Source organism: Pseudomonas sp. 2995-1 (assembly GCF_002742505.1).
Classification (GTDB): domain Bacteria; phylum Pseudomonadota; class Gammaproteobacteria; order Pseudomonadales; family Pseudomonadaceae; genus Aquipseudomonas; species Aquipseudomonas sivasensis.
Genome location: NZ_LJSA01000509.1, coordinates 1 through 228 on the forward strand (window position 1 = coordinate 1; position 228 = coordinate 228).

Annotated in this window: 1 protein-coding gene; it reads right to left on the bottom strand. The window is 25.4% G+C overall.

Annotation, left to right across the window (positions count from 1 at the left end):
• Positions 1-228 (bottom strand): hypothetical protein (locus tag AOA61_RS31935; RefSeq protein WP_218197386.1); only part of this gene is annotated, 228 nt, incomplete at both ends.

Consider the following 228-nt stretch of genomic DNA (forward strand, 5'->3'; position numbering starts at 1 on the left):
ATTTCTTAGTTCATTTAATTGACCTGTAATTTTTTTTAGATATCTTCTGCTTTCGCAAACATAATCGTACCATTGATAGATTTGTTGGAATCTTATGGTCAGTTTCTCTTTTATACTATTAATATATACTGTTTCATTTTCTAATTCTTTTCTTAAGACTTTCTCCTTCCCTTTAAGTTCCTCTAATTCTTTATACTGTTTCTTAAGATTAATATCTAAGATATTTAT